Source organism: Streptomyces sp. R35 (genome assembly GCF_041053035.1).
Classification (GTDB): Bacteria; Actinomycetota; Actinomycetes; order Streptomycetales; family Streptomycetaceae; genus Streptomyces; species Streptomyces lutosisoli.
Genome location: NZ_CP163440.1, coordinates 2,710,107 through 2,730,683, shown reverse-complemented (window position 1 = coordinate 2,730,683; position 20,577 = coordinate 2,710,107). Strand labels below are relative to the sequence as shown.

At 70.6% G+C, this 20,577-nt stretch carries 20 protein-coding genes; 14 read left to right on the top strand and 6 right to left on the bottom strand.

All coding sequences use genetic code 11. The annotated features are described in order from the left end of the window. Nucleotides 1–7 precede the first annotated feature (7 nt). Entirely contained in the window at nucleotides 8–472 is a 465-nt protein-coding gene (gene sufU, locus AB5J50_RS12715; protein WP_369257615.1) for a Fe-S cluster assembly sulfur transfer protein SufU, read from the top strand. Next, the gene (locus AB5J50_RS12710) at nucleotides 469–807 is read left to right on the top strand and encodes a metal-sulfur cluster assembly factor (RefSeq protein ID WP_028803403.1); all 339 of its coding nucleotides are present in this window, start codon (nucleotides 469–471) and stop codon (nucleotides 805–807) included. Before sufU ends, AB5J50_RS12710 begins: the two co-directional genes overlap by 4 nt. A 145-nt stretch (nucleotides 808–952) precedes the next feature. On the opposite strand, the gene AB5J50_RS12705 is transcribed toward AB5J50_RS12710, so the two are convergent. Then, a complete protein-coding gene (locus tag AB5J50_RS12705; RefSeq protein WP_369257613.1) occupies nucleotides 953–1,900 on the bottom strand; it encodes an AbfB domain-containing protein in 948 nt (315 codons plus the stop codon). 350 nt (nucleotides 1,901–2,250) lie between these two features. Between AB5J50_RS12705 and AB5J50_RS12700 the strand changes: the two genes are divergently transcribed. Further along, on the top strand, nucleotides 2,251–3,255 hold the full coding sequence (locus tag AB5J50_RS12700) for a sulfotransferase (RefSeq protein WP_369257611.1): 1,005 nt from the start codon (nucleotides 2,251–2,253) through the stop codon (nucleotides 3,253–3,255). Between the two features lie 60 nt (nucleotides 3,256–3,315). Here AB5J50_RS12700 and AB5J50_RS12695 read toward each other — a convergent pair whose 3' ends face one another. Both AB5J50_RS12695 and AB5J50_RS12690 read right to left on the bottom strand, forming a co-directional pair. After that, complete coding sequence (locus tag AB5J50_RS12695; RefSeq protein ID WP_369257609.1) at nucleotides 3,316–5,115, bottom strand: endonuclease/exonuclease/phosphatase family protein; 1,800 nt, start codon at nucleotides 5,113–5,115, stop codon at nucleotides 3,316–3,318. A 350-nt stretch (nucleotides 5,116–5,465) separates the two neighbouring features. Next, a complete protein-coding gene (locus tag AB5J50_RS12690; RefSeq protein ID WP_369257607.1) occupies nucleotides 5,466–6,578 on the bottom strand; it encodes a hypothetical protein in 1,113 nt (370 codons plus the stop codon). 147 nt (nucleotides 6,579–6,725) lie between these two features. On the opposite strand from AB5J50_RS12690, the gene AB5J50_RS12685 reads away from it, so the two are divergent. From AB5J50_RS12685 to AB5J50_RS12670, 4 genes are all read left to right on the top strand, one after another. Further along, nucleotides 6,726–7,046, top strand: coding sequence for a multidrug efflux SMR transporter (locus AB5J50_RS12685; RefSeq protein ID WP_327427824.1), 321 nt, complete (start codon nucleotides 6,726–6,728; stop codon nucleotides 7,044–7,046). Next, the gene (locus AB5J50_RS12680) at nucleotides 7,046–7,582 is read left to right on the top strand and encodes a TetR/AcrR family transcriptional regulator (RefSeq protein WP_369257605.1); all 537 of its coding nucleotides are present in this window, start codon (nucleotides 7,046–7,048) and stop codon (nucleotides 7,580–7,582) included. Before AB5J50_RS12685 ends, AB5J50_RS12680 begins: the two co-directional genes overlap by 1 nt. A 139-nt stretch (nucleotides 7,583–7,721) precedes the next feature. Then, nucleotides 7,722–8,711 carry a 2,3,4,5-tetrahydropyridine-2,6-dicarboxylate N-succinyltransferase gene (dapD, locus tag AB5J50_RS12675; RefSeq protein ID WP_327427822.1) on the top strand — a complete coding sequence of 330 codons (990 nt, stop codon included), beginning with the start codon at nucleotides 7,722–7,724 and terminating at the stop codon, nucleotides 8,709–8,711. Between the two features lie 218 nt (nucleotides 8,712–8,929). Next, entirely contained in the window at nucleotides 8,930–10,828 is a 1,899-nt protein-coding gene (locus tag AB5J50_RS12670) for a M48 family metalloprotease (protein ID WP_369257603.1), read from the top strand. On the opposite strand, the gene AB5J50_RS12665 is transcribed toward AB5J50_RS12670, so the two are convergent. Then, nucleotides 10,810–11,319, bottom strand: coding sequence for a hypothetical protein (locus tag AB5J50_RS12665; RefSeq protein WP_369257601.1), 510 nt, complete (start codon nucleotides 11,317–11,319; stop codon nucleotides 10,810–10,812). The genes AB5J50_RS12670 and AB5J50_RS12665 overlap by 19 nt on opposite strands. A gap of 136 nt (nucleotides 11,320–11,455) precedes the next feature. Here AB5J50_RS12665 and AB5J50_RS12660 point away from each other — a divergent pair, with 136 nt between their 5' ends. Continuing rightward, entirely contained in the window at nucleotides 11,456–12,013 is a 558-nt protein-coding gene (locus tag AB5J50_RS12660) for a SigE family RNA polymerase sigma factor (RefSeq protein WP_369257599.1), read from the top strand. Next, nucleotides 12,010–13,221, top strand: coding sequence for a YncE family protein (locus AB5J50_RS12655; protein ID WP_369257597.1), 1,212 nt, complete (start codon nucleotides 12,010–12,012; stop codon nucleotides 13,219–13,221). Before AB5J50_RS12660 ends, AB5J50_RS12655 begins: the two co-directional genes overlap by 4 nt. A gap of 22 nt (nucleotides 13,222–13,243) precedes the next feature. Here AB5J50_RS12655 and dapA read toward each other — a convergent pair whose 3' ends face one another. After that, nucleotides 13,244–14,140, bottom strand: coding sequence for a 4-hydroxy-tetrahydrodipicolinate synthase (gene dapA / locus AB5J50_RS12650; protein ID WP_369257595.1), 897 nt, complete (start codon nucleotides 14,138–14,140; stop codon nucleotides 13,244–13,246). 173 nt (nucleotides 14,141–14,313) lie between these two features. Between dapA and AB5J50_RS12645 the strand changes: the two genes are divergently transcribed. The 4 genes from AB5J50_RS12645 to AB5J50_RS12630 all read left to right on the top strand — a co-directional run bounded on the left by AB5J50_RS12645 (nucleotide 14,314) and on the right by AB5J50_RS12630 (nucleotide 16,709). Next, the gene (locus AB5J50_RS12645) at nucleotides 14,314–14,442 is read left to right on the top strand and encodes a hypothetical protein (protein ID WP_327427816.1); all 129 of its coding nucleotides are present in this window, start codon (nucleotides 14,314–14,316) and stop codon (nucleotides 14,440–14,442) included. Then, nucleotides 14,439–15,104 carry a hypothetical protein gene (locus tag AB5J50_RS12640; RefSeq protein WP_327427815.1) on the top strand — a complete coding sequence of 222 codons (666 nt, stop codon included), beginning with the start codon at nucleotides 14,439–14,441 and terminating at the stop codon, nucleotides 15,102–15,104. Before AB5J50_RS12645 ends, AB5J50_RS12640 begins: the two co-directional genes overlap by 4 nt. Nucleotides 15,105–15,279: 175 nt before the next feature. Further along, a complete protein-coding gene (locus AB5J50_RS12635) occupies nucleotides 15,280–15,948 on the top strand; it encodes an ArsR/SmtB family transcription factor (RefSeq protein WP_369257593.1) in 669 nt (222 codons plus the stop codon). Nucleotides 15,949–15,968: 20 nt separating this feature from the next. Beyond that, nucleotides 15,969–16,709 carry an SRPBCC domain-containing protein gene (locus AB5J50_RS12630; RefSeq protein WP_369257591.1) on the top strand — a complete coding sequence of 247 codons (741 nt, stop codon included), beginning with the start codon at nucleotides 15,969–15,971 and terminating at the stop codon, nucleotides 16,707–16,709. Between the two features lie 108 nt (nucleotides 16,710–16,817). On the opposite strand, the gene AB5J50_RS12625 is transcribed toward AB5J50_RS12630, so the two are convergent. Beyond that, entirely contained in the window at nucleotides 16,818–18,641 is a 1,824-nt protein-coding gene (locus tag AB5J50_RS12625) for an endonuclease/exonuclease/phosphatase family protein (RefSeq protein WP_369257589.1), read from the bottom strand. 393 nt (nucleotides 18,642–19,034) lie between these two features. Between AB5J50_RS12625 and AB5J50_RS12620 the strand changes: the two genes are divergently transcribed. Next, nucleotides 19,035–20,468 carry a hypothetical protein gene (locus AB5J50_RS12620; protein ID WP_369257587.1) on the top strand — a complete coding sequence of 478 codons (1,434 nt, stop codon included), beginning with the start codon at nucleotides 19,035–19,037 and terminating at the stop codon, nucleotides 20,466–20,468. Nucleotides 20,469–20,577: the final 109 nt, after the last annotated feature.

Genomic DNA, 20,577 nt, shown 5'->3' with positions numbered 1-20,577 from the left:
CTGAGACGTGAAGCTTGATTCGATGTACCAGGAAGTCATCCTGGACCACTACAAGCACCCGCACGGGCGGGGCTTGCGGGATGGCGATGCCGAGGTGCACCACGTCAACCCGACGTGCGGCGACGAGATCACGCTGCGCGTGAAGTACGACGGCGAGCAGATCGCGGACATCTCGTACGAGGGCCAGGGCTGCTCCATCAGCCAGGCCTCGGCCTCCGTGCTCAACGAGCTCCTGGTCGGCAAGGACCTGGCCGAGGGGCAGAAGATCCAGGAGACCTTCCTGGAGCTGATGCAGTCCAAGGGCCGGATCGAGCCCGATGACGCGATGGAGGAGGTGCTGGAGGACGCGGTCGCGTTCGCCGGCGTCTCCAAGTACCCGGCCCGGGTGAAGTGCGCTCTCCTGAGCTGGATGGCGTGGAAGGACGCGACGGCCCAGGCTCTGGGCGAGAGCGCCGAGAGGAAGACGGCATGAGCGAGAACGAGACCTTGACGACGAAGCCGGCCTCGGAGGAAGAACTCCGCGAGGCGCTGTACGACGTCGTCGACCCCGAACTGGGCATCGACGTCGTCAACCTCGGCCTCATCTACGGCATTCACATCGACGACGCGAACATCGCGACGATCGACATGACCCTGACGTCCGCGGCCTGCCCGCTCACCGACGTCATCGAGGACCAGGCCAAGTCCGCCACGGACGGCCTCGTCAACGAGCTCCGCATCAACTGGGTCTGGATGCCGCCGTGGGGCCCGGACAAGATCACGGACGACGGTCGCGAGCAGCTTCGGGCGCTCGGCTTCAACGTCTGAGTCCTCTGTACTGCCCGTGGGGCCCCGGTGCTGTGTGCACCGGGGCCCCACGTCGTCGTCGGCGCCTCTTGACGCCATCTGTGCGGGTGCATGCGTGAACGCTCCACCTGAGGGAAACGGATTTCTCCCGTTGAACCCTCGGGGCTCAGTCCCAGCCCTTCACCACACGAAACGCCGAGTCCGCCCGATAGAGCGTGCTGTTCTCGTACGCGTCCAGGCGGAGCTGGAAGTTGCGGTGGCGCAGATAGCGGCCCGGGTAGTTGACCGACTCCAGCATGACGGCGCCGGAGTACGACGACGTCCGGGGGCAGAAGGTGGCGTCCTTCTCGAAGAGGTCGGAGCCGTCGTCGCGGTCGGCGCGCAGGGAGAAGTTGCGGTGGCGGAGATAGGTGCCGTCGGTGGTGGCGAAGGAGTAGCAGGAGGAGTTCGCGAGTCCCTCGACCAGCTTGAAGCTGGCGTCCTGCTTGGTCGTGGCCGAACTGCCCGAACCCACCGGATCGAGCCGGACGGCGCCGTCGCTCACGTGCCAGTAGCGGTCGGGGTAGTTGACCGACCGGATCGACTTCAGCGAGGAAGTCGGTTTCGAGGAGGGGGACTTGCTGGACGAGACGGGCTTCGACTGTCCGGGGGCGGGCTCGGCGTCGGAACCCTGTCCCGAGGGCTTGGGCGAGGCGGAACCCCGCGAGGCGGTGGCGGAGGGGGAGGACTGCGGCGGGGCCAGGGCGGTCTTGCCGGCCGGGGCCACGGTCGGGCCGGTGGTCCCGGCGGAGGCGCCGGGCGGGAACAGCAGGCCCGTGTCGGAGGTGGTCTCGTTCGCCCGGTTCTGTGATGAGTCGTCAGAACCGTTGTCCTGTAGGGCGATTGCGGTCGCCGTGGCGATGAGTACCGCCACGGCCAGCCCGCCGGCCAGCCAGAGCCGTCGTGTCCCGGGCAGCCGGCCCTCGTCCGTGACCCGTCCGGCCTCCCATGGCGCCGGGGGTTCGGGGGCGAGATCCGTCTGCACGGGGTAGGGCGTGCCGTGCGGCCTGGGGCGCCAGGGCTCCAGCTCCGTGGAGTGAGCGGGCTGGTCGGGCCCAGGGGTTATTTCTGGCATGCGCGTTCCTCCAGCGTCGCCCGTGGCGAGCGCGGATTCGTCGGCTGGTCGCGGTAACAAGAGATCTACTGGTCTCAGCACAAGTGGGGGGGCGCGGGCGCTCGGAACGGCGGTAGCCGTGGAGGCCATGTGCGCGACTGGTGAAACAGTAGTGGACACGGTGACGTCCGAGCAGCCGTTTCCCCCAGTGATCCCCGAGTGATATCCCGGTGATGCCTGATCGATTCCTCGGTGATCCATGGGAAGTCCACAGGAACTCGGCGCCGGCCCGGCCCGGGGTGCGGCGGGTTCACACGGCATTCTCAGCGTGATCCCAGTCCGGCCTCATAGGCTCGCGGCAGCGTGGAACCGTGTCTGACTCCCTGCGCCCCGTCTTCGTCCTCGGCTGTCCCCGCTCCGGGACCACACTGCTGCAGCTGATGCTGCACGCGCATCCACGGATCGCGCTGCCGCCCGAGACGAGGTTCGTTCTGCCCGCCTACGAGAAGCGGCTGGGCTTCGGTGATCTGAATGAGCGCGGCAACCGGGCCGGGCTCGCGCAGTGGATCACCACGCGCAAGGAGACGCGGTTCCATGAGCTCGGGGTGGACCCCGGGCGCGTGGCCGAGCGGATCACCGAGGGGCCGCCCACGCTCGGGTCGGCACTGGGGATCGCGCTCCAGGCGTACGCCGAGGAGCACGGGAAGGTCCGGTGGGGGGACAAGCGGCCCGCGTACGCGCTGCACGTGGCGGAGATTCTGCGGCTCTTCCCCGACGCCCAGTTCATCCATCTCGTACGGGACGGACGGGACTGTGTCGCCTCGCTGCTCGGCATGCCCTGGTGGCATCGCGGCTTCCACGAGGCCGTGGCCACCTGGTCGCAGGTCATGGACACCACGCGCAAGTACGCCCACAGGCTGGGATCCGGCAGCTGGCACGAGCTGCGCTTCGAGGACCTGGTGTCCGACCCCGAGGGTCAACTGCGCGGTGTGTGCGGGTTCTTGGGGGAGGAGTACGTCCCCGAGATGAGCGAGCCGTACCGGGTGGCCGAGGTGGCCGTGCCCGCACGGAAGACCTGGCACCGGCGCACCCACGGCGTGGTGGACACCTCAAGGGCGGGGAACTGGGCCACTCGCCTGACGCCCGCTCAGATCGCCCTGTGCGACGACGTGTTGGGCGACAGGCTCACCTCGTACGGCTATGAACTGGCCGAAGCCGTCCGCCCCGACCCCGCCGAACTGCTGCGCTATCGGCGCGTGGAGGTCCTGCGACGGGCCGCCCACGCCAAGCGGCGGATGCTCGACCGCTTGGCGCGAGTGCGTGAACCGGGGCCCGTGGCCAGCCAGTTGATGACCACGTCCGAGTTCAGGGCCTAGGGTCTGTCCGGCCGGCCCGCCGGACGGACCCGCCGGACGGACCCTGGGCCCGGCCGTTCGCTACGGAGTGATCCGGACGACCTGCGGGTCGTGGTCGCTGGTCTGGTCCGAGAACTCGCTGTTGATGTGGACGATGTCGTAGTCGTACGACGTGATCGCGGAGCTGACCAGGGTGTGGTCGAGGACCTGCGAGTTGCCGTCGTAGACGTACGTGTACTGCTGCGACGCCGGCAGGGTGTCCACCAGGTCGGTCAGTACGCCGCCCTCAAGGGTCGTGGCGGTGGTCGAGAACTGGTAGTCGTTCAGGTCGCCGAGGACGATCACCTTCGCCGAGGACTGGACCGCGAGGATCGAGTCGACGAAGGAGTTGACGGCCGCGGCCTGCGCGGTGCGCTGGGTCTCCGAGGAGCGGGTCGGGGCCTGGTACTGGCTGTGCAGCGAGTAGTCGCCGCCCTTGGAGACGAAGTGGTTGGCGATCAGGAAGTACGTCGAGCCGTTGAAGGTGAACTCCGCGGCGAGCGGCTTGCGGCTGGCGTCCCAGGCCGAGTTGGTCGGGTCGATCCGGCCGGGCGAGTACTTCAGCTGCGCCGTACCGCTGCTGTTCACCACCGAGTTGGCGGTCGTCGCGGTGCCGCCGGTGCGTGACGTCAGGCCCACGCGCGCGGTGTTGTAGAGGAAGACCTGGCGGATGTTGCCGCCGGTCTCACCGCCGTCGGCGTCGTTGGTCGGGCTGATCTGGGTGTACGCGTATGTCGGACCGCCCGCCGTCTTGATCGCGGCGATCAGCGTGGAGAGCGTGGTGCTCGCGTCGACCGTGCCGTCGTCCGTGGCACCGTTGTTGTCCTGGACCTCCTCCAGGGCCACGATGTCGGGCGACTTGAGGTTGGTCACGATGCCCGAGGCGAGCGCCGTGAACTTCGAGGCGGCGTCGGTCGGGTCGAGGTTCTCCACGTTGTACGTCGCCACCGAGAGCTGGCTCGTCGACTGGGCCGTAGTGGTCTCCTTGGCGATACCGCCCGAGGTCACCGTGCCGAGCGTGGTGGCCTGGAGGGTGTAGCCGCCGTACGCGATGTAGTCCATGACGCCGGTCGCGCCCGAGAGCGTGTCGCCGACGTTCGCCGTCGGGAACGTGGACGACAGCAGCGTGCTGATCTGGACACGGCCCGAGTTCTGGCTGCTGTACGAGGAGTACAGCGAGCCGCCGCGCGCCGAAGTCACCTGCGAGGGCTTCACGTTGACCCACAGCTCGCTGTACTCGTCGGTCCGGCCGACCACGGGCGAGCTGCCGACCGAGACGCGCATGCCCTCCAGGGACTCGTAGTAGTCCAGGGCGTACGTCGTCGGGGCCAGGGTGTACGAGTTGATGGAGCCGCCGCTGTTGGTGCGCGTGTAGGTGGCGGGGACCGTCGAGTCGCTGATCGTGGTGGCCGAAGGCAGCGTGTTCCCGGTGGAGTTGGTGGTCCAGGTCGCGCTGGAGATCTCGGTGAGCGACTGGCTGCCGCCGTCCGTGTCGGGGTAGTACTCGGAGACCTTGCCGGTGACCGTGACGCTGTTGCCGACCGTCGTGCTCGGCGTCGTCGAACCCTTGTAGACGAAGATCGCGTCGCTGGTCGCCGCGTTGCCGTCGCCGCTCGCGCTCTGGATCCAGAAGCCGCGCGAGGAGCCGGTGGAGCGGATCGCGGTGACGATGCCGGTGGTGGTGACCGAGGAGCCGCTGTACGGGGAGACCCGGGTCGAACCCTGGATGGCGGAGATCGTGACGGTGGCCGCCTGCGCGGTCTGGGGGAGGGCGACGAGCGCCCCCGACGCGATGAGAGCGGCGGCCGTCGCGCGGGCGCCGAGCCTGAGCGTTCTGTCCATGTGCGTCCCTTCAACGGGCGGAAGAGCGGGGCGAGTTGGTGCATGGACGTGCTGTTGACCGGTCGCGGAGATTTCTAGGCGCTGGGTGTTACGCGGCGATGTACGGATGGTGTTCTACGCGTGTCGTCTACGCGCGTCAATCGTGTGCGCGGGAATCCGTCGGAAATGTCGGTCGGGATCGCGGGCAAGGCTGTGACCTGACTGTTCATCGCCTGTGCCGCCGTGTCGCGTTCGCTGTACCGGGAGGCGGGAGGCGGGAGGCGGGAGGCGGGTGGCAGCCGGGCCCGGCCGGTGGCGGTCGCCCGCGCCGCGGGGGAGGGCCGCCGCCCCGGCCGTCTCCCCCTACCGCCTCACTCGCGGTCCGAGTCCGGCGCGGCGGGCGGCTGAGGCGGCGCCGACGCGTGCAGGAGTATGTCCGCGAGCCCCTCCCTGCGGATGCGCTGGTCGATGTAGAGCAGGGTCGAGACCAGCGGCAGGAACACCATGGTGAACAACTGGGCGACGAGACTTCCGAGCAGCGAGAGCGCCAGATAGACGCCCACGTGCGGCAGGCTCTGCGCCCAGACGTCCGCCGCGTCCGAGGCCGTCGGCGACGAGGGGTCGTACGGCTGCGGGGTGGGCATCGCGAACGTCAGCGGGAGCCGGATCGCGAGCGACAGGATCAGCGTCGTCAGACCGCCGAGCAGGGTGATGCCGAAGGTGCGCCACCACGCGCCGCGCACCAGCCGCACCGAGCGGCGCAGCGCCTGCACGGGCCCCGCCGCTTCCAGTACGGCGGCGGCCGGGGCGAAGGAGAACAGGACCCAGAGCCACACGGCCAGCGGCACGGCCAGCAGCATGAGCAGGAAGAACAGGGAGAAGATGCCGTACGGCAGATCGCTGCCCAGGAGCATGGCCACGAAGAACGAGACGAACACCGCGGCGAACAACAGCAGCGGGATCATCAGGATCAGACCGAGCAGCAGCATCACGCCGAGCACCGACGGGGTGCGCGGCCAGGTCCGCCGCCAGATCTGGCCGAGGGTGGCCCGCCGGCCGAGCACGGCGTCGTGCAGGGTCGCCGAGCACGAGGCATGGACGAGGGCGCTCGCGGCCGTCAGGCCCACGAGCGCGAAGACCCACACGGCGCCGAACGCGAACAGGACGGGCCGGAAGTCGGCCCAGCGCGGATCACGGGTCGTGTCGTAGATCGCGTGCACGTGATCGCTCACGGCGGCGTACGCGACGGCCGCCGCGCCCGCCATCAGCGCGGCCAGTGCGAGGTTGACCAGGACGGCGAACCCGAACAGTGGCTTCGCGTACCGGCGCATCGTCGCGAAGGCGCCGCCGAAGACCGTGTCCACGCCGAGCGGTGCCAGGGGTATGACACCCGGCTTGGGCGGAGGGGGCGCCGGTGTCCAGCCCCAGCCGCCCGGAGGGCCGCCGTACGGCCCTGATGGTCCCCACCCCGATGTGTCCGACATCGCCCTTGCGCTCCGATGCTCAGGGAGTCCCGTGACTCCAGCCCCCACTGTGATCGCGAACGATATCCGGTGCGCCAGGTGGTGCCTATGGGGGTTGTGGGGCGACTTTGTGTACGGGTGTACGCATCGATGTGTACACTCGTACGCATGGGATACGTGCTGCTCGCCGGAGCCATCGCCGCCGAAGTGGGCGCCACCACCGCCATGAAGTACAGCGAGGGCTTCAGCAAGCTGTGGCCGTCGCTGGTGACCTGCCTCGGATACGTCATCGCGTTCGCGCTGCTCGCCCAGACCCTGAAGACCGTCTCGGTCGGCACGGCCTACGCGATCTGGGCCGGCGTCGGCACCGCAGTCATCGCCGCGATCGGCATGGTGTTCCTCGGGGAGGGGCTCAACGCGGCCAAGGTCGCCGGGATCGCGCTGATCATCGGCGGGGTCGTGCTGCTGAACCTGGGCGGGGCGCACTGATGGCGCGCCGGTACGACCCCGAGCGGCGGCAGCGGATCATCGACGCGGCGATCCGTGTCGTGGGCGCCAAGGGCCTCGCCGGGCTGAGCCATCGCTCCGTCGCCGCCGAGGCCGATGTGCCGCTCGGCTCCACCACGTACCACTTCAAGACCCTCGACGAACTCATGGTCGCCGCCCTGCGCCAGGCCAACGAGGGATTCGCCAAGGTCCTCGCCGCGCACGGCGCGCTGGAGGACCCCGACGTCGACGTCGCCGCCGAACTCGCCGCCCTGATCGGCGAGTGGCTCGGGGGCGACCGCACGGGCATCGAGCTGGAGTACGAGCTCTACCTCGCCGCCCTCCGCCGCCCCGCTCTGCGCCCCGTCGCCGCCCAGTGGGTCGAAAGCCTCGTCGAGCCCCTCGCCCGGCGCACGGATCCCGTCACCGCCCGGGCACTCGTCGCCCTGCTGGACGGCATCTGTCTCCAGGTGCTGCTGACGGGGACGTCGTACGACGAGGAGTATGCGCGGGAGGTGCTGGGGCGGGTGATGCGCTGAACCCGCGTGGGCCCGGCCGTCCGGTGACCCTGCGAGCCCGCGAGCCCGCACGCTCCCCGTGACCAGGTGACCGCCCGGTACCTGAGACGCCCCGTGCACCGGTTCGCCCGGGCGGCCTCCGCCAAGTTAGGTTTTCCCCATGACCGACACGACTGCTACTCGTACCACCGGCGCCGTCGCCGCCGGGCTCGCCACCCTCACCGCCGACGGCACCGTTCTCGACACCTGGTTCCCCGCCCCCGAACTGTCCGCCGAGCCCGGCCCGGCCGGTACCGAGCGGTTGTCCGCCGAGCGGGCCGTGGAGCTGCTCGGTGAGGGCGCGGCCAAGGCCATCGGCCCGGACGCACGCCGTGGCGTCGAAGTGGTCGCGGTCCGTACGGTCATCGCCTCGCTGGACGACAAGCCGCTCGACGCGCACGACACGTACCTGCGTCTGCACCTGCTCTCGCACCGCCTTGTGCAGCCGCACGGCCAGAGCCTGGACGGCATCTTCGGCCACCTCGCCAACGTCGCCTGGACCTCGCTCGGCCCGGTCGCCGTCGACGACGTCGAGAAGGTCCGGCTGAACGCCCGCGCCGAGGGCCTGCACCTCCAGGTGACCTCCATCGACAAGTTCCCGCGCATGACGGACTACGTGGCGCCGAAGGGCGTCCGCATCGCCGACGCCGACCGGGTCCGCCTCGGCGCGCACCTCGCCGCGGGCACGACCGTCATGCACGAGGGCTTCGTGAACTTCAACGCGGGCACGCTCGGCACGTCGATGGTCGAGGGCCGTATCTCCGCCGGTGTCGTGGTCGGCGACGGTTCCGACATCGGCGGCGGCGCGTCCACCATGGGAACCCTGTCCGGTGGCGGCAACGTCCGCATCACCATCGGCGAGCGGTGCCTCATCGGTGCGGAGGCGGGCGTCGGTATCGCGCTGGGCGACGAGTGTGTGGTCGAGGCGGGGCTGTACGTCACCGCCGGTACCCGTGTCACCATGCCGGACGGGCAGATCGTCAAGGCGCGGGAGCTGTCCGGCGCCTCGAACATTCTCTTCCGCCGCAACTCGGTCTCCGGAGCGGTGGAGGCGCGGCCGAACAATGCGGTGTGGGGCGGGCTGAACGAGGTTCTGCACAGCCACAACTGATCAGGTCGTTCTTCGGCTGCGGGTAGTTCGTGGCTGGTCGCGCCCACGCGGCGGAGCCGCATGTGTCACAGCCCCGCGCCCCTTACGGGGCGCGGGCGCGCGGCTTTCAGTGTGCTTCGACTGGTGCTGGAATTACGCCTCTTGTCCGACTTCACCGCGAGTGAATGCTGCCACCCTTGCCGTGACCGTCTGTGAGCGGTCGAGGGCTGGTGGTGGGGATGGTTCCGGCGGCTGAAGAAGACGGAGCGGTCGGCGAGGCGCGCGCGTATGTGGCGGGGCAACGGGTTCGGCACCGGGTTCTGCTGGGTGTGCTGATCTGTGTCGCGGTCCTCAATGCCGGGCTGGTCGCCCTGGTCGTGGCCGCGATCGCCGGCTTCGCGAAGGCCGGACTCGTGGTGCTCTGGCTCGTCGCGTTCCTGGTCACGCTCACCTTCGTGGCGGCATCGGCGCGGCTGTCGAGTGCGGTGGCGGGCATGCGGAGTGCGCGGGAGCCGGCCGAGCGGCAGCTGGAGGAGAGTGTCGCTCGTCTTGCGGCGCAGCTCGGGGTGGACGTCCCGCGGGTGCGCGTCATCGACGACGTCGCTGCCAACGCCTTCGTGGTCGGGTACGGCCGGGGTGCCACCGTCGTCTTCACCTCGGGTCTCGTCGAACTGTGCGGTGACGACGGCGAGTTGCTGGAGGCCGTCGCCGCGCACGAACTGGCAGCGACGGCTGCTCGTGGCACCACGCTGACCTGGCTGTCGTATGCCCTGCTGGGCTGGTCGCTGTCCCTCGCCGTGCCCGCCCGGGAGATCGCCGAGCTGCTGCGCATGGTGTCGCGGGGCTTCAGGAAGGGCGACCCGGAGGTGCCGCGCCACGAGGGGCAGAGCCAGGCCGACTACATGGTCGACAGCATGATCCTCCTCGTGATCACGAGGGCGATCGGCGTGGTCCTGTGGCTCGCCTCGGTGCGCGTCCTGGTGCTCTTCGGCGTTCCGTGGCTGCTCGCGCGGGTCACCCGGGCGGAGATCGTGGGACGACGTGTGGTCGCCGCCGACGCCGTCGCCGTACAACTGACCGGCGAAAAGCCCGCGTTGGTCGAGATACTGACAGAGCTCGGGGTAGTACTCACCACACCGGATCGCGGCGGCCGGCTCGTCGAGGAGCTGTGCTTCGTCGGTCCCCCGCCGCGGCCGGAATCCGAGAAGGAGAACTGGACGCACTGGTTCCCGCCGTATCCGGACATCAAGACGCGTCTCGCGGAGCTCGCCGCATTCGAGCGGGGGCGGTTGCCCGACCGTGTCCCGGTGGCCGGACTCCTGGTGGTCGGGGCCCTGCTCCTCGCTCTGCTGGGCGGGCTCGGCACGCTCGCCGTGCGGCTGCCGTACGACCGGGCTTCCGGGCCGTCCCCGGCGGCCGGGGCGGTGCCCGGAGCCGTGCCGGCGCCCGCGGGCTCGGGTACGCCCACCTCGCGTGTGCCCCTCGGACCGGAGAGCGAGCCGGGCTCGAAGGGAACGTCGGAACCAGGCACCTCCCCGTCCCGGAAACCCACCGTCACCTCCTCGGCCTCGGCCTCGCCCTCGACCACCTCCTTTCCGGCCGACGCGCCGCCGGGTGACACGCCCTCCGACGACAACGTGCCGCCGCGTGACAACCCCGGCAACCCCGGCAATCCCGAGGTGAACACGCTGTCCGAGGCCCACTGGAACGACTTCTGCTCGCGGCAGTTCGGTGTGGCCGCCCGCTTCGGGCCGGACGCCTACAGCGTCGGATGTGTGGGCATCGACCATGCCTTCAACGCGGTGACCGAGGTCTGTGCCGTCGAGTTCCCGGGCGCGTCGCCGAATGTCGACCGGCTCGGCGACTTCCACGATCCGCTGTCCTGGGGCTGCATCGCCCACGCCGACCTTCTCGGGGCGTTCCAGCTCTCCGAGACGCTGCTGGAGCGGCAGACCGGCCGCGATGTCGTCTACCACGCCGACGTCAGCCCCAGCGCGTACGGATACACGTACGCGGACGGCTCACCCGTCGCACTCGGCGAGCTCTGCACCAAGACGCACGCCACCTCGGCCGTCGACCGCCTCCTGGACGTGTACAACGCCCACTCGTCCGTGGAGTGCTACAGCTCCGCCGCGTGAGCCGCGGCGAACTCCGCCAGCGCCGTGAAGTCGCCCTCGCGCAGGCCAAGTCGGGGACTGACGTGGTGGAGCAGTGCGGGCCCGGGATGGTGGGCGGCGACGTAGTCGTCGTCGGCCGGGCTCTGTTCGTCGTCCACCCAGGCGAAGGGGCGGCCCTCGGCGTATGCCACGATCCGTTCCGTCTTCCAGTGCACCCCGTCGGGGCGCTCGGCGAACAGGGCGCCCGTGAAGTCGACGTACGGGAGTTCGGGGAGGCCGATGACCGGGGCGATCCAGCGGTTCGCGGCGTCCATCCAGGTGGTGGCCCAGCACAGGTCGTAGCCGAGAGCGAGCAGGGCGCGGCCGTGATCGGGGTGGAGCCAGACGCGCAGGGGCCTGCCGAGGGTCAGGGCCACCCGGATCGTCGTGTAGCCCTCGGGCCGGCGTTCCGGCTGGGCCGCGTACGGGTTGAGGGGGCCGTCGACGTCGAGGAAGAGCAGAGGTCGGCTCACGGGGTCACCGTAAGCGACGTCGAGGGGGAGAGCCCGGGAAATAACTTCGGCCCGGGGACATAGCGGCGGGCGGGCACGCGCGTCACAAGGAGCACAGGGGCGGGCCACGGGGGCCGCCGAGGAAGAGAAGGTGACGATGGATGCCGAAGCGCAGGAGAGCTTCCGGGAGTTCGTGGCGAACCGGTCGTCCGCGCTGCTGAAGACGGCCGTACTGCTCAGCGGCGGCGACCGGCACGCCGCCGAGGACCTGCTGCAGAACGCCCTGGTCAAGGCCGTGGGGCGGTGGAACCGCATCGACGAGCCCGAGGCGTACGTACGACAGATCCTGTACCGGCAGCAGGTGAGCCGCTGGCGGCTGAAGTGGCCCAGACGGGAACTGAGCGTCGCCGAGCCGCCCGAGGCGTCGCTCGGCGCGGACGCCCAGTCCGCCGCCGAACTGCGCATGGTGATGCGCGGGGCGCTCGCCCGGCTGACGGCGCGGCAGCGCACCGTGCTGGTGCTGCGGTACTTCGAGGATCTGCCCGAGGCCGACGTGGCCCGGCTCCTCGGCTGCTCCGTCGGGACCGTGCGGTCCACGACACACCGCTCGCTCGCCCGGCTGCGGGCGCTCGCCCCCGAACTGGCCGAACTCGGCCCGGGGAACGCCGAACAGCCGCCGTCCCGTGACTTCTCGCCCGTGGAGGTAGGTCCGTGAACGTCGAGGAACTCGTGCGCGACTCCCTGCGGCAGCAGGCCGCCGAACAGCCGTCGGCGGGACCGGGGTTCGCCGACCGGGTACTGGCGGCCCATCGGCGCCGCCGCACCCGCAGGCTCGCGTCCGTCGCCACCGCCACGGCCGCCGTGGTCGCGATGGCGGTGGCGGTGCCGCTGCTGGACTCCGGCAAGGACGACGTGCGCCCGGCGGGCGTACTGGACTCCAAGGAGGTCCACGCCCACCCGGACCAGTCGCCGCCGCGCGATCTGATCTCGGCCGGGAACGTGGCGCTGGCCGCGTACTACACGTCGAAGACCGTCGCGCAGACGGACGACGTGGGCGTCGTCGTCCGCACCTACTGGCTGCTCGACCAGAAGACGGGCACGTACCAGAAGACGACCCGATGGTCCGCCGTGGCCGTCGCCCCCGGCATGCGGACCGCCGCCGTCCTGGAACAGGGCCTGCCCGCCCACCGGATCGGCCTGCTCGACCTCACCACCGGGAAGATCGAGAGGTGGATCCCGGTCGACCGCGGGGTCGGCGGGCTCGCGTTCTCGCGCGACGGGAAGAAGCTCGTCGCCACGACCTACGGCGAGAACCCGGACCTGCGCGACAGGCAGAAGGACCAGGCCGCACTCGAGTGGGTGCCGCGCTTCGGCAAGTCGAGCAGGACCGGCTTCCTCGTCCTCGACATGGCCTCCGGCAAGAGCTCCTGGAGCAGCGTCCCGCCCGGCCGTGACACCAACGCGCGCCAGGACTTCGCCTTCAGCCGCGACGGCAGGCTCGTGTACTCGGCGATCATCGGAGGCCATGACGGCATGCAGCAGTTCTACGACCTCGTGGGCCGGAAGGTCGCCGCGCCCGCCGACGAGAAGTACCTACGCTCGGACGTCTCCGCACGGCTTTCCCCGGATGGCAGGCTCGCCGCGGTCGGCCTGACCAAGGAGCGCCCCGACACCTCGTACTCCGAGATCGTCGATCCCCGTACCGGCAAGCGGATCACCCTGGTGCGCGGCGCGGAGCTGCTCGCCTGGGTGGACGCCAAGCGGCTCATCGCCTATGAGCGGGCTCCGGGCTCGGGGGAGTACCGGCCCATGCTCGTCCTGGTCACGATCGGCAGCGACAAGTTCGTCCAGCTGAGCGGTCCGCACGCGCACCAGACGGACTTCTCCCGGCAGGACTGGCAGCCGGTCTTCGCCGAGCGCTGACCGTGGCCCCGACGGCCCGGCCTCAGGCGGCCACGAGCTGCTCGTACGCCGCCAGCAGCCCGTCGACCCTCGCCGGGTCGGCGGGCCGCAGCGGCGGCCTGACCGGACCCGCGGGCAGCCCGAGCGCGCCGAGCAGCGCCTTGGCCGTGACCGTGCCGGGCAGGCCCCCCGCCATCATCGATTCGACCAGGGGGACGGCCTGCCGCTGGCGGCGGGCCGCCCCGGCCGTGTCCCCCGCATCGAACGCGTCGAGAATCGCCCGGAACTGACGGGGCGCCACATTCGCCACGGTGCTGATGAAACCGGCCCCGCCGACCGCCCGTGTCGCGAGCACGTACTCGTCGCAGCCCGTGTAGTACGCCAACTCCGTGCGGGCCAGCACCTTCTGGGTGCCCAGGAGGTCGTACGCACAGTCCTTGACCGCCACGATCCTCGGGTGCTCGGCGAGCCGGATCATCGTGTCCGGCTCGATGCGCGTGCCGGTGCGTCCCGGGATGTCGTACAGCGCGAGCGGCAGCCCCGAGGCGTCCGCGATCTCGCGGAAGTGCGCCTCGACGGCGTCCTGCGGGGGCCTGCTGTAGTACGGCGTGACCACCAGCAGCCCGTCCGCGCCCGCCTTTTCGGCCTCCAGGGCCAGCTCCACGGTGTGCCGGGTGTCGGCCGTGCCGACCCCCGCCACGATCGACGCCCGCTCCCCGACCGCCTCCCGCACCGCCCGCACCAGCGCGGACTTCTCCGCGTCCGTCGTGGTCGGGGACTCGCCCGTGGTGCCGGAGAGGACCAGCCCGTCACAGCCGTCCGACACCAGCCGGTCGGCGAGGTGCTGCGCGCCGTCGAGATCGAGCGCGCCCGCCTCGGTGAAAGGGGTGATCATCGCGCAGAGGGCGCGGCCGAAGGGAGTGGGACCCGGTGTCGTCATGCCGACAGTCTCGGCACCTCGACCGTGAAGCTCCACTTAATTCTTCTACGAGGTACTGGCAACGAATGCTACGGAGTGCGGGCTCGCGGGGCATCGAGGCCCTAGTGCCAAATCGGCCCCTTATGGGTCACCATGGCGAGAACGGAAGTCGGCGGCAGATCGCGGGAGGCGTCATGAGGCTCGGCAAGGCACTCGCCACCGGAGTTGCGGAAGAGCAGGCCCACACGCAGGACGAGGAACTCCCCGAAGTGGTCGAGGAGTTGGAGGCGTCCGTGCCTGAAGAGGTCCCGGTCGCCCGATGAGGCTGCGGCTCCCCGAGGAACGACCGACGGAGCCGCCGACCGGATACAAGATCGCCCACCCGGTGCTGTCGCAGGACGGCACCCGGGCCGGGTTCACCGGCGTATCGCTGGGTGGCGCGCTGCCGTACGGAGTGCTGGACGAGGCGCGCTGTGTCTACGGGCGACGGCACCGGGCGCCGCACCGCCGCTGCGACTGCGGCTTCCACTGCGTACACGACTCCGCCGCCGCCGAGGCGATGCTCTGCACCGCCGAGCACCGCGCGGCCGTCCTCCTCGACGTCACCGTCCTCGGCGCCTACATCCGCTTCGAGCAGGGCTTCCGCTACGCCCGCCAGCGGGTACGCACCGCGACTGTCGGCCCGTGCGCCTGCGGCGCCGTGGCCGGGGCCCTGGCCGACGCGGGCTGGGGGCGGCCGGGGTGGCGCGCGCTGACGGCGGCGTGCGCGGGATGCGTGCGCGGTCGTACGTCCCTCTCGCTCGCTTCCTTCGCACGGCTGGCGGGGGAGGGGCTGCGGGTCCGGGCCGGGAGCGGCGCGGTGGCCGCGCCCGCCGACCTCGGCGTCTCCGAGCTCGTTGCCGAGGCGGCCCTGCTGCAGGCCCGACTCGACTGGTTCCAGACCCAGTTGGCCCGCCTGGACGAGGGCGGGCCACAGGCCCGGTGAGGGCCGCGGCGCCAGGGGTGGCGCGCACCAGGGTGCCGCCGCCCGGTTTCGCCGTGCCCTCCCGCCGGCGACTCCGACCGTCCCGACGTCCGCCTTGACCCCCGCCCCCGCCATGACCTCCACCGACAACTCTCACCGTCTGGACAAAAAAAGTTTTCGGTGGGAGGGTGGAGTCATGTTGGACGTGACCGTGATCGAGGACGCCGAGGCCGCCGCCGTCTCGCTGGACCCCATACGGGCCCGGCTGCTGGCCGAGCTGGCCGCCGGGCCCGCGTCGGCCGCCATGCTGGCCGGGAAGGTCGGGCTGCCCCGGCAGAAGGTGAACTACCACCTGAAGGCGCTGGAGCGGCACGGCCTGGTCGAGCTCGCGGGTGAGCGCCGCAAGGGCAATGTCACCGAGCGGCTGATGCGCGCGACCGCGGCGTCGTACGTCATCTCGCCGCTCGCCCTGGCCGCCGTGCAGCCCGACCCGGACCGCTTCCGGGACCAGCTGTCCGCCCGCTGGCTGCTCGCGCTCGCCGCCCGGCTCGTACGGGACGTCGGTTCGCTGATCACCGGTGCGGCCAAGGCCCGCAAGCGGCTCGCGACGTACGCGCTCGACGGTGAGGTGACCTTCGCCTCCGCCGCCGACCGGGCCGCGTTCATCGAGGAGTTGACGGTCGGCGTCGGCGCGCTGATCCGCAAGTACCACGACGGGAACGCGGAGGGCGGCCGCCCGCACCGGATCGTCGTCGCCGTCCACCCCACGCTCAAACCCGAAACTGCTGAAGCCGCTGAAGCCGCTGAACCCGCAGGCATCGCGGATGTCGCGGACGCCGCTCAAGCCGTCGAAGCCGGACACTGATCACTCAGGAGCCAACCACCATGTCCAAGGAATTCGAGATCGCCCGTGAGTTCGAGGTCGATGCCCCGCCGCAGGAGGTGTGGGACGCGATCACCAGCGGTACCGGCGGCTGGCTGTGGCCGATGGAGTTCGAGCCGCGCCAGGGCGGGGCCGGGCCCTTCGGCTCCACGCTCACCAACTGGGACCCCCCGCACCGGCTGACCAGCCTGGTCGAGGACGTCGAGGGCATCTCTCAGCAGACCCTCAACCAGATCGACGAGACGATCGAGCCGCGCGACGACGGCCGCCGCTCCTGGATGCGGTACGTGCACAGCGGGATCTTCGTCGAGGACTGGGACAACCAGTACGACGGCGCGAGCAAGCACACGGACTTCTATCTGCACACCCTGCGCGAGTACCTGACCCACTTCGCGGGCCGCCCGGTCGCCTTCTCGACGTTCGACGGACCCGGGGCGTCCATGGCGTCCGACGCCTTCGCCGCGGTCGGGCGGGCGCTCGGCCTCGCGGACGACACCGCCGGGGGCGCGCGGGTCCGGGCCCAGGGCCCCGACGGCGCGGTCCTCGACGCCGTGGTCGACTACCGCGACCCGTACTTCATCGGGCTGCGCACCGACAACGCCCTCATCCGCTTCTTCGGGCGCAACCACTGGGGCGCGCCGGTCGGCATCAGCGTCCACGACTTCGCGGCCGACGCCGACGCCAAGCGGAACGAGACCGCTTGGCAGGGCTGGCTGAACGGCGTGTTCGGCGCCCAGGACTGATCCAAGGCAGGCCTTGGGCGCGGGCAGGGGAAGAGCCCGGCCCCCCGGACGACGGGGCCGGGCTCTTCCCTGTGCGGGCTGCGGCCGGGGCCGCGGCCCGTTACAGGCCTACGGCCGGAACCGCAGCACCTGCGGGTCGTGGTCGCTGATCTGGTCGTTGAACTCCGAGTTGATGTGCACGCTGTCGTACTCGAAGCAGTCCTTGCGGATCGACGGACTGATCAGGATCTGGTCCAGGACCTGCTGGTTGCCCTGGTAGTCGTACGTGTAACGCTCGCTCTTCGGCAGCGACTTGATCGCCGACCAGAGCTCGCCGTCACCTTCGAGGATCTTGGCGGTGTCGGAGAACTCGAAGTCGTTGATGTCACCGAGGGTGATGACGTCGGCGTTCTTCTGCGTGTCCAGGATCTGGTTGACGAAGGCGTTCACCGCCGTCGCCTGGAGGTGACGCTGGGTCTCCGAGCTGCGCGTCACCGGCTGGTACTGCGAGGTCAGACCCTGGTCGCCACCCTTGGAGTTGAGGTGGTTGGCGATCACGAAGACCGTCTTGCCCTTGAAGACGAACTCGCCGGCCAGCGGCTTGCGGCTGGTCGTCCAGGCCGTGTTGCTCGGGTCGATGCGACCGGGGGAGGCGGTGAGCTGCGCCTTGCCGTGCACCTTCGTGACGCCGACCGCGGTGGTGGCGTCGCCGCCCGCGCGGTCGGTGAAGGAGACCCGCTCCGGGTTGAACAGGAACACCTGACGGATGTTGCCGCCCGGCTCACCGCCGTCGGTGTCGTTGGTCGGCGTGATGGAGCGCCAGTCGTACGTCGGGCCGCCCGCGGCGACGATCGCGTCGATCAGCTTGTTCACCGTCACATCGGCGGCGACCGTGCCGTCGTCCGTCGCGCCGTTGTTGTCCTGGATCTCCTCCAGGGACACGATGTCGGGCGACTGCAGGTTGTTCACGATCGCGGCGGCGTGCTCCTCGAACGTGGCGTCGGACGGGTCGAGGTTCTCGACGTTGTACGTCGCCACCGCGAGCTCGTTCTTCGACTGCTTCTGCGTGGTCTCGCGCTCCAGACCGGCGCTCTCCACGGTGCCGAGCCGGCTGGCGACGAGGGTGTAGCCGCCGTACTGGTTGAAGTCCAGCGGGCCGGCCGTGACGCCGGCGAGCGTGTCGCCGACGTTCACCTTCGGGAAGTCCGCCGTCGCACCCAGCGACTGGATCTGGAGGCGGCCGGTGTTCTGCGAGGTGTACGAGCCGTAGACGGTGCCGCCGCGGTGGTTGGCGTGCTCGTTCGGCTTCACCGTGACCCACAGCTCGCTGTACGGGTCGGTGGCGGTGACCACACGGGTGTCGGCGACCTGGACGTTCATGCCCTCAAGGGACTCGTAGTAGTCCAGGGCGTACTTCGTCGGCTCCAGGGGCAGACCGTTGATCGAGCCGCTCGCGGCGGTGTCGCCCAGGGGGGTGTAGTCGTCCGGTACGGACGAGGCGTCGACGACCGTCGCGGCCGGGACGGCGTTGCCGCTGGAGAGCACGGTCACCGTCGGCTTCGAGATCTCCGTCAGCGACTGGTTGCCGGTGGACGCGCCGCCCGGGACGTACTCCGAGACCGTGCCGGAGACCGTGACGGAGTCTCCGACGGCGACCTTCGGGGTGGAGCTGGTGAAGACGAAGACGCCCTCACTGGTTGCCGCGTTGTCGTCGGCGTTCGGGTCCTGGAGCCAGAAGCCCTTCGAAGAACCGTAGGTCCGCACGGCGGTGACGATGCCGGGTACGTCCGTGACCTTCGTCCCCGCGAGCGGGGAGAGGCGGGTCGTGCCCTGGATGTCGTGGATGCGGACGGTGTCCGCGTGAGCCGGGGTGGTGAGCACCACGGCGGAAAGGGTCGAACAGACCGCGGCGACGGTCAGCGCGCCTATGCGCGTCGTTCTCTTGCTCGGCAAGGGAATCCCTCCGGGGACGTACTTGAGCGCCGGGACGAGGGTGGAACAGTGGGGGGAGCGCGACCTGCGTGCGGGCCGGTGACGCGCGTGGAAGTGTGGGCGGCCGGGTGGCCGTGCAACTTCTACGCGCGTAAATCTCGTGTGTGACAAGGGGAGTTGTCAAGGTTTCAGCGGTGTACGGCTCCTGTCAGGGACATGAACCGGGCGGCATGGGTGGAAATCCGTCTAGGCTGAGTCGTCGGCGCGGAACTCCGGGGCGGCCTCCGGATGCCCGCGTCCGGGGACGGTTCTCGGGGTCCGACGCCTGGGGCATGTGCCGCTGCTCGCCGACGCTCGTCTCGCATTGCCACGATTACCCTGCTTTTCCTGGTTGTTCGGAGGAGAACCCAGCCGATGTCAGACAGCTCGCCCTTGCCGCCGGTGCGGCTGACTTCCGAAGCGGAGCTGGCGCGGGACGCGCTCGCCGCACCGTTGTTCTCCCGCGCCGCGCGGCTGGCCCGCTGGGCGGGTCCGGACACGCGCGTCGGCGCGGGGGGCGAACTCGTCGAAGAACAGCTTCCCGAGGCCGCTGCCGTACTCGGGCTCTCCGGGGACGACGCGGCCGCCCTCGCCAGTGAGGCCTGGCGGGTGGCCGTCGACACCGGGCTCGTCGGGATCGTGGACGAGGAGGAGGGCACCGTCGGCGCGGGCGAGGACCTCTCCCTCCTCACCTCCGGAGGACCGCAGGACGTCCTGGGCGTGTGGCTCGGCGCACTGGACACGGTGCTGGCCGACGCGAGCGTGCCCGACCTGGACGATCTCGTCGGCGCGATGGACGAGGGCGGCGAGATCGACTTCTCCTCCCTGGACTGGGATCCGGAGGCCGAGGCCGAGTTCCTCGACGGGGTGCTCGGCAATCTGTATCTGCTCACCGTGAGTGAGGAGGGGCCCGGAGGCGGGCCCATTCCGCTGCCCGCGCTCGCCGCGTCGATGATCGTGCCCGACGACATGGGGGAGCCCACCAACGACGTCCTGGAGCAGGTGTCGGACGCGATGATGCGGCTCGACGACCAGTTCCGGCTGCTGGAGCCCATCGGACTCGTCGACTTCCAGCCCGTCGACGAGGCGCTGATGGCGGAACCCGATGAGGAAGCCGAGGAACCGGCGGCCGTCGACGACACGGACGTCTCGCGGTACGGCATGGTGCGGCTGACTCCGCTCGGGCTGTACGGGATCCGGGCGCGGCTGCTCGAAGCGGGCATGTCCGCTCCCGCGGTGGGCGACCTGGCGGACAAGGGGGCGGACACGCTGCTGGACGGCACGTCCGTGTTCCCGCCGGCCGCGGCCCAGGCCGAGACCGAGCAGTGGCTCGCCCGGCGCGAACCGCTGCCCGCCGCACGGGAGTTGCTCGCCGCGGCCCGCGGTGGCGACGCCGGGGCCCCGCTGCGCCGGCTGCGCTGTCAGCAGGCGCTCTCGCTCGTCGGCATGGAGGCCGAGCCCGCGCTGCGCGAAGTGCTCGACGACGCGGAGCTGGGCGGGCTCGCCCGGGTCTGGCTCTCCGAGCACGGCGTGCCCGACGTGCCCGCGCCGTCCGAGGCGATGGTCTTCTGGCTCACCATCGACACCCTGGCGGCCCAGCTCGCGGCCGAGGGCAACTCCGACGAACTCCAGTCCCTGGTGGAGGGCCTGGCCCAGCAGCACGGCGGCTTCTTCGCCACGGCGTGGCGGGTGGACCACCCGGCTACGCCGGATGTCCTGGAGGCCATGGGGCGGCTGCACCCCGACAAGAAGGTGGCCAAGGAGGCTCGTAAAGCGGCGTTCAAGGCCCGCTCCCAGCAAGGGAGTTGAGAGCGCGGCGATGCGGCGGGGGCAAGGTTTGCCCCCGCCGCTCCATGCGTCAGGTCAATGCGTCGGCCCGATGCGTCGGCAGTGGTGCCGCTCGATGCGTCGGCAGGCG